At 67.1% G+C, this 7,283-nt stretch carries 7 protein-coding genes and 1 pseudogene; 4 read left to right on the top strand and 4 right to left on the bottom strand.

Annotated features, from left to right (window positions below; genetic code table 11):
* Positions 1-200: pseudogene (locus BDIM_RS02685) on the bottom strand (cobaltochelatase subunit CobT); the annotation flags it as partial.
* 179 nt (positions 201-379) lie between these two features.
* Between BDIM_RS02685 and BDIM_RS17795 the strand changes: the two are divergent.
* Positions 380-742, top strand: a complete 363-nt coding sequence (locus BDIM_RS17795; protein ID WP_169312115.1) for a hypothetical protein — start codon at positions 380-382, stop codon at positions 740-742.
* Between the two features lie 2 nt (positions 743-744).
* Here BDIM_RS17795 and BDIM_RS02675 read toward each other — a convergent pair whose 3' ends face one another.
* The 3 genes from BDIM_RS02675 to BDIM_RS02665 all read right to left on the bottom strand — a co-directional run bounded on the left by BDIM_RS02675 (position 745) and on the right by BDIM_RS02665 (position 5,285).
* Positions 745-1,485, bottom strand: coding sequence for an NYN domain-containing protein (locus BDIM_RS02675; protein ID WP_003164024.1), 741 nt, complete (start codon positions 1,483-1,485; stop codon positions 745-747).
* 125 nt (positions 1,486-1,610) lie between these two features.
* On the bottom strand, positions 1,611-4,463 hold the full coding sequence (locus BDIM_RS02670; RefSeq protein WP_003164023.1) for a M16 family metallopeptidase: 2,853 nt from the start codon (positions 4,461-4,463) through the stop codon (positions 1,611-1,613).
* 111 nt (positions 4,464-4,574) lie between these two features.
* The gene (locus tag BDIM_RS02665; RefSeq protein WP_003164022.1) at positions 4,575-5,285 is read right to left on the bottom strand and encodes a hypothetical protein; all 711 of its coding nucleotides are present in this window, start codon (positions 5,283-5,285) and stop codon (positions 4,575-4,577) included.
* Between the two features lie 132 nt (positions 5,286-5,417).
* On the opposite strand from BDIM_RS02665, the gene BDIM_RS02660 reads away from it, so the two are divergent.
* The 3 genes from BDIM_RS02660 to BDIM_RS17790 all read left to right on the top strand — a co-directional run.
* Entirely contained in the window at positions 5,418-5,813 is a 396-nt protein-coding gene (locus BDIM_RS02660; RefSeq protein ID WP_003164021.1) for a very short patch repair endonuclease, read from the top strand.
* Positions 5,814-5,909: 96 nt separating this feature from the next.
* Positions 5,910-6,977 carry a DNA cytosine methyltransferase gene (locus BDIM_RS02655; RefSeq protein WP_040344601.1) on the top strand — a complete coding sequence of 356 codons (1,068 nt, stop codon included), beginning with the start codon at positions 5,910-5,912 and terminating at the stop codon, positions 6,975-6,977.
* A gap of 53 nt (positions 6,978-7,030) precedes the next feature.
* The coding region (locus tag BDIM_RS17790; protein ID WP_211205959.1) for a PDDEXK family nuclease at positions 7,031-7,283 on the top strand (253 nt) is incomplete at its 3' end.

The following is a 7,283-nucleotide window of genomic DNA, read 5'->3' as shown; positions in this document are numbered from 1 at the left end:
CGGTCGGCCTGGCCGCGCAGGGCGGCGCTTTCCGGCGCGGCCGGATCGCGCGGCGGGTGGGGCAGGGACAGGACGCCGTTCGACAGACGCGGCCCGTCCGAGCCGAAACGCACTTCCAGCTCGGCCTGTTCGGCCAGCGCCCGCGCGGCGTGCGACAGGGCGCGTTTGAACGTCTCTACGGGGGTCTCTGCGGCGGCCATCCGCCACACATAGACCATACTGCGACGGGGGAAAGGGGACGAGGCGTCCTAGGTCGGCGATTCCGTCGCGACGGCCCCTAGAGGCGCGTCCGTCCGATCTGGCAGGGCGTGCGGGTCAGCCCACAGGTCGACCGCCGGGCGAACGAGCGGCGGGCCGTTCGCCCCAGCGCGAACCTTGCATGTCTCGCATCATATCCGTCGACATGCGTTCGCGTTGGCTGCTGTTCAGCGGCACCTTGCGACAGACGCGCTGCTGGATGGTGCTGCCCATGGCGCGCTTCCAACTGCAAACCGTCCGCGTCGGGCCGTTCGTCACCGACGGCGGCCGGGCGGAGATGGTGCGGCTGGGCGAAGTCGAAGCGATAGGCGAGCGCAGATCGGCCTCGGCGGCGCTGTCGTCCTGCATCGGCGCACCGCTCAGAACCAGGAGGGCGAGGGTCGAGATCAGCATGGCGGAAGCCTCCCAATGGGGGATGTCAGACGGTCACCATGCGGGCAATCGACCGATGTTGCAACATTGTTCGCTCAACGGCTTCGCTTGAGCCTAGCGGGGTTTCAACCGCACCCGCATGACGCCGCCGGGGCCGACCTCGACGTCGAAGCGGCCGGTGGCGCGGACCAGTTCGGACAGTTTGGCGTGGCCGTAGGTGCGCTGGTCGAAGTCGGAATAGGTGTTGCGCAGGCGGTTGGCGACGCCGCCGATATTGACCCAGCCGTCGCCGTCCTCGTCCATGTCGGCGATGGCGGCGGCGATCAGGGGAACGGCCTCGGCGGGGTTGCGCTCGGCCGGGGGCGCCGCATCCGCGCCCGCCTCGGCGGCGGCCCGTCCGGTCAGGTTCTCGGTGTAGATGAAGCGGGTGCAGGCCTGGCGGAAGCTTTCGGGCGTCTTGCGCTCGCCGAAACCGTAGACCGGGACGCCCTGTTCGCGGATGCGCGCCGCCAGCCGGGTGAAATCGCTGTCCGACGACACCAGGCAGAAGCCGTCGAACCGACCCGAATGCAACAGGTCCATGGCGTCGATGACCAGGGCGATGTCGCCTGAATTCTTGCCCTTGGTGTTCTGGAAATTCTGCTGCCACTGGATCGCCCAGCGCGGCAGGACGTCGATCCATCCCCGCAAGGCCGGACTGGCCGCATCGCCGTAGATGCGCCGCGCCGAGGCCTCGCCCAGGGTCGCGATCTCGGTGAACAGCGCCTCGGCGATGCGGGCCGAGGCGTTCTCGCCGTCGATCAGCACGGCCAGGCGCGGGGCGCGGGCGGCGGGGTTGAAGGCGTCGGTCGGCATGTAGGCTCCGGCGAGGGGAGGAGAGACGGGAAGGCTCGCCCCGGCCGCGCCCGGAATCAACTGCAAAGAAAACGGCCGGCGGGTCGCCCCGCCGGCCGTCGTCGTTTCAGACGGATCGAAGCGGCTTACTGGGCCGGCTTCGACGCCTCGGCGGCGCGCACCTCGACCGGCAGGCCCAGGGCGTCCAGTTGCGGCTTGACGACCGAGGCGTCGCCGACCACCACCCAGACGAAGCGCGAGGGCTGGATGGCGGCGCGGGCGGCGGCGTCCATCTCCTGCGCCGTCAGGGCGTTGATCCGGCCCGCCAGGGTCTCGGGATAGTCGTCCGGGCGGCCGTAGAGGGCGTTGGACTGCAGGGCGCCCAGCACCTGATACGAGGTCTCATAGCTGCCCGACAGGGCGCGGGTGCGGCCCAGGACGGTGCGCTCGCGCTCCTGCGCCGTTACGCCCTCGGTCCCCAGGAAACGGTCGTACTGGCTGACCAGGGCGGCGATCGACTCGCCCGTGCGGTCGGCCTGGACCGGGGCGTTGACGATATAGGTCGCGCGGTTCTCCAACTGGCTGATCGTGCCGCGCACGCCGTAGGACCAGCCCTTGGTCTCGCGCAGATCGGCGTTGATGCGCGACAGGAAGTCCGTGCCCAGCACCGTATTGGCCGTGGTCAGGGTCAGGATGTCGTCAGTCCCCGACACCGGCAGCACCTGGCCGCCGTAGATCAGCGACTGCGGCGACTGCGGCCGGTCGATCAGCACCACCCGCGCCGAGGTCTGCGGCAGGGCGGCGTCGAAGGCCTTGGCGCCCTTGGCCGCCGTCGGAGCGCGCCAGTCGCCGAAGGCGGCCTCCAGCTGCGGCTTCAGCTCGGCCAGCGAAAGGTCCGACACCACGAACAACTGGGCGTTGTCCGGACGGATCCAGCGGGCGTGCTCGGCCGCCAGGTCGTCGCGCGACAGGCCGCGGATCACCGCTTCGTCGCCCGTGCCGCCGAACGAACGGCCGTAGGGATGGCCCTCGCCATAGATCAGCGGCGGCAGGGCGCGGCCGGCGATGGCGGCGGGCTGGGTCTTCTCATTGGCCAGGCCGGCCAGGCGCGTGGCGCGCAGGCGCTCGATCTCGGCCGGAGCGAAGGCCGGGTTGCGCACCACGTCCGACAGCAGGGCCAGCGACGGCTGCAGATTGGTCGTCACCGCCGACAGGCTGGCGATGGTGCGGTCCATCGACGAGCCGACGGAGACGTTGGCGCCCAGGCGCTCCTGCGCCTCGGCCAGGGCCTTGGAGTCGCGCGTCGTCGTGCCTTCCTGCATGACGCTCAGCATCAAAGTGTGGGCGCCCAGGCGGTCGGCGCGGTCGGCCGCGACCCCGGCGTCGAACTCCAGCGCCACGCGCGTCACCGGCACGGTGGTCGAGCGGGCGTAGACGATCTCGATCCCGTTCGAAAGGGCGGCGCGCTCCACCGCCGGGAAGTCGACGTTGGACACCTGGCCGATGGCCGGGGCGGGGTCGCGAGCCACGCGCTGGATCGGCTCGGCCGGCGTCGGGGTCGCGCCCGACGGGGCGGCGGCCGCCTCGGCGTAGGCCTCGCGCTCGCCCGGCATGACGATCTGGCTGTAGACGGGGCGGCTCAGCCATTTCTGCATCGCCGCCTGGACCTGGGCCGGGGTCACGGCGGCGTAGGCCGCCAGCTCCTTCTTGTAGAAGTCCGGATCGTTCGAATAGAGCTGCCCCTCGGCCAGGACCGAGGCCTTGCCGTTGGCGGTCTCCAGCCCCTGGATGCGCTGCGAGGCGTAGCGCGTCACCACGCGGTTGATCTCGTCCTGGGTCGGGCCGTTGGCGATCAGGTCGGCCAGGACGGCGTCCATGCGCTGGGCCACGGCGTCCGCATCGGCGCCCGGCTTGACCATGGCGGAGTAGCTGAACATGCCGAGCCGCTGGAAGGTCTGGTTCGAGGCCGAGACGCTGGAGGCCGTCTGCTCGTCGCGCACCAGCACATTGTCCAGGCGCGAGCTGGCCAGGCCGCCCAGCACCGAGGCGCCGACGCTCAGCGGCACGGAGTCCGGATCGCCCAGGCCCGGCACGGCCCAGGTGCGGCTGATGCGGGTCTGGGCCACGCGGTCGTGCAGCACCTGTTCGACCGGCGTCGCCAGGGTCGGCACGGGCGCCGCCGCCGGGGTGTTGACCGGGCCGCGCGCGATGGCGCCGAAATACTTCTCAGTCAGCTCGCGGGCCTTGGCCTCGTCGATGTCGCCCGACAGGACCAGGACGGCGTTGTTCGGGCCGTAGTTCTCACGGAACCAGTCGCGCACCGTCTCCATGCTGGCCGAGTCCAGGTCGGCCATCGAACCGATGGTGGAGTGGCGATAGGGGTGCCCCTCGGGGAACAGGGCTTCCAGCGTGGCGTAATAGGTCATGCCGTAGGGCTGGTTGTCGCCCTGGCGCTTCTCGTTCTGGACGACGCCGCGCTGCAGGTCCAAGACCTCCTGGCTGACCTGGCCCAGCAGATAGCCCATGCGGTCGGATTCCAGATACAGGGTGTAGTCCAGCGCCGGGGTCGGCACCGTCTGGAAATAGTTGGTGCGGTCGAACCAGGTCGTGCCGTTCAGGCTGGTCGCGCCGGCGGCGTTCATCGTCTGGATGTGGCTGGAGGGCGAGTTCTCCGACCCGCCGAACATCAGGTGCTCGAACAGGTGCGCAAAGCCGGTCGAGCCCTTGGGCTCGTCCTTCGATCCTACATTGTACCAGACCGACACCGCCACCACCGGCGCCTTGCGGTCCTCGTGGACCAGCACGGTCAGGCCGTTGTCGAGCTGGAAGCGCTTCCACGGAATGTCGACGCGGGCGATCAACTCCGATACCGGCGCGCCGCGCAGAGGCTCGGCCTGGGTCGTGGTCGCAGCGGAGGCGGCGGCCGCAGGCGCGGCGAGAACGGGCGTGCTCACGGCCAGCAAGGCGGCGAGCGCAACGGAAGAGGCGGCAAGACGCATGGTGTTTTCAGTCCCCAACAGATCATGTTGAGACGGACCTTAACCGCGCGCGCGGCCGCCGCAACGCGACACATCGCTATGTGAACGATTGTTCATGTTTGCGCGCCCGGCCTACGCTTGATCGGAGCGAGGATCCAGGCCCGCCGCCGCCTCCAGTTCGCGCACCCGATCCCGCAGCGTCTTGCGCTCTCGCATCAGGGCCAGCCATTCTTCCTTGCCGGCCTCGCGCTGGGCGGCGTTGACCGCCCAATACTCCTGCTTGGCCGGATGCGGGTCCGCCTCGTCCCAGATCGCCAGGCGGCTGGAGGCGCACTGATCCTGGTTCAGCGCCAGCGCCTTGATCAGCTCCAGCGGAATGTCGTCCAGCGTCACCTCGCCGCGTCCCCGCGCCCGCTCGCTCCTTTGCGCCATCCGGCCATAGGCCTCGGCCAGCTGGGCCAGGGCCCTGGCCTCGTCCCACATCCGTCCCCGCATGGCCCGCGCCGAGGCCCGCATCGCCGTCTCGGCCAGAACCTCCGCCGTCTCGTCCGCGTCCCCTTCGGACGGCGCGAACAGGGCTTCGGCGCGGACCGCCTCGGCCGCCGCCCGTTCGACCTGCATCCGCTCGCGCGCCTCGGCCTGTTCGCGCGCCCGCGCATCGCCCCAGTCGCGCTTGGTCGCGCCATGGACGGTGATGCGCTTGCGCAGGGCGTGCTGCGACACCCGCCACCGCTCGCTCAGCTCCGGCACGGTCGCCCCGTTGCGATAGGCCTCCAGAATGATCTCCCACGTCGCCCGCGACAGGCGATAGTGCGCGGGCTTGGCGTCCAGGGTCTCCTTCATGCGCGCAAGGATAGGACCGGCGCCGACCCAGGCGGGTCGTTGCTATGGGAGGTAGCCCGTCCTGATGTAATGAAAGGATTATTTACGGCCGATTGCGATCGCTGCGGGTGACACTGCGGCTATATCAGGCTCATGCAGCCTCTGAACGCCCGCACCACGTCGGCAATGTCCAAGGTCCGCCAAGAGCGAACGACGCCTGAAGAGCGCGTCGCAACGGTTCTTCGTGAACTGGGCAAGGCCTATCGGCGAAATGTCCGTAACTTGCCGGGGAAACCGGACTTCGCCAACCGCTCCAAGGGTTGGGTCGTGCAGGTTCATGGGTGCTTCTGGCATCATCATGACTGCAAGCGAGGAACGGTGCCGGTCAACAATCGGGAGGAATGGTTGGTTAAGTTCGCGGCGAATCGGGTGCGGGATCAACGCGTCGAGGCTGACTTGCGCGGCATGGGCTTGGAGGTGGTCACGGTTTGGGAGTGCGAGACCCGCCATCACGTCGCTCTTACAGAGAGATTGGTCAACCTCAGGTAAGGGCTTCACCCGGGCCTAACCCTTGGATGGTATGCTGTTGACACGCGAATCGTGTTCGCGTTTTGTTTGCGTGTATTTAAGGAGGGCGAGGCCGCCATGACATTGCGCCTGATTGACCTTTTCAGCGGCGCCGGCGGCATGAGCTTGGGCTTCTACGACGAGCTGTTTTGCGGCGGGTTCACCCCGGTACTGGCGATCGATAATGACGCCGCGGCCGTCAAAACCCACGAGCTCAACTTCCCAGGCGAGGCCGTTAAAGCCAATATCGAGGAATGGCTTCTCCAGAATGAAGTGCCACCCGCCGATGTGGTGATCGGAGGCCCTCCCTGCCAAGGCTTCAGCTTGCTGAACAAGAAGCGCGACGGCGACGCTCGTCGCGCTTTGTGGGAGCCCTTCATCGAAATTGCCGAGCGTTCGGGCGCGCGCGTCTTCGTGATGGAGAATGTGGCGGAACTCTACCGCTCACCCGAACGCACTCTAATTGAGAAGAAGGCGCGTCAACACGGCTTCCAGACACAGGCCGCTATTTTGAATGCTGCGGATTACGGCGCGCCGCAAACGCGCAAGCGCACAATCATCCTGGGCTGGCGGGATGCGAACAATTTCCCGAATTTTCCGCCCTTGCCGACGCACGCCGACCCTAAACTGAAGAGTAATCTCCCGCGTTGGAGGACGGTCCGCGACGTTATCGGAGATCTTCCCACGGACCCGTTCGGCACGGAGATCGGCGTAGCTAAGACCTTCGACCTGCACTTCGGGCGCAATCCTACGGAAAAAAGCATGCAGCGTTATCGGGCGGTGCCGCCCGGCGGCAATCGTTTCGATCTACAATCCAACCGCCCGGACATCACTCCCAATTGCTGGATTAGGAAGACCAGTGGGGGAACTGATCTGTTCGGCCGACTGTGGTGGGACCGCCCTTCAGTTACGATCCGCACGGAATTCTATAAGCCTGAGAAGGGGCGGTATCTCCATCCGGAGGCCCATCGCCCGATCACTCACCGTGAAGCCGCGCGCCTCATGGGCTTTCCGGACGAGTTCAAATTCTCTGGGACGAAAGTGGAAGTGGCGCGCCAAATCGGCAATGCGGTCCCGCCGAACTTGGCAGGCGCACTCGCTGCAACCGTTCTGAAGGCGCTGACCGACTGCTCAATGGCTGCATAGCCGTTATCCCCGCTGGAAGCGTTTCGTAACCAATCCGCTGTCCATATGGCGGCATGCGAAAAGTGCCTCCATCCTTAGTTTTGCCGGACCATCCCGACCATGTCTTTCTCGAACGCTTAGCGAGCGAGATCGACAAACGTCTCGGCGCACGGCCTGCAGACGCCTTCGTGGGTGCGGTGGTCGAAGCGATTGAGTTTGTTCTGGATCCCATTCGGACCGGACGCACGACACTTTCAGAACTCGATAATGTCGAAAAGACATTCATCGGCTTGAAAATTGAGCACTTCGTTCGAGATCTTCTCGATG

The organism is Brevundimonas diminuta ATCC 11568, from assembly GCF_000204035.1.
Lineage (GTDB): Bacteria > Pseudomonadota > Alphaproteobacteria > Caulobacterales > Caulobacteraceae > Brevundimonas > Brevundimonas diminuta.
The sequence above is the reverse complement of the archived record's forward strand: the minus strand, read 5'-3'. Positions and strand labels throughout refer to the sequence as shown.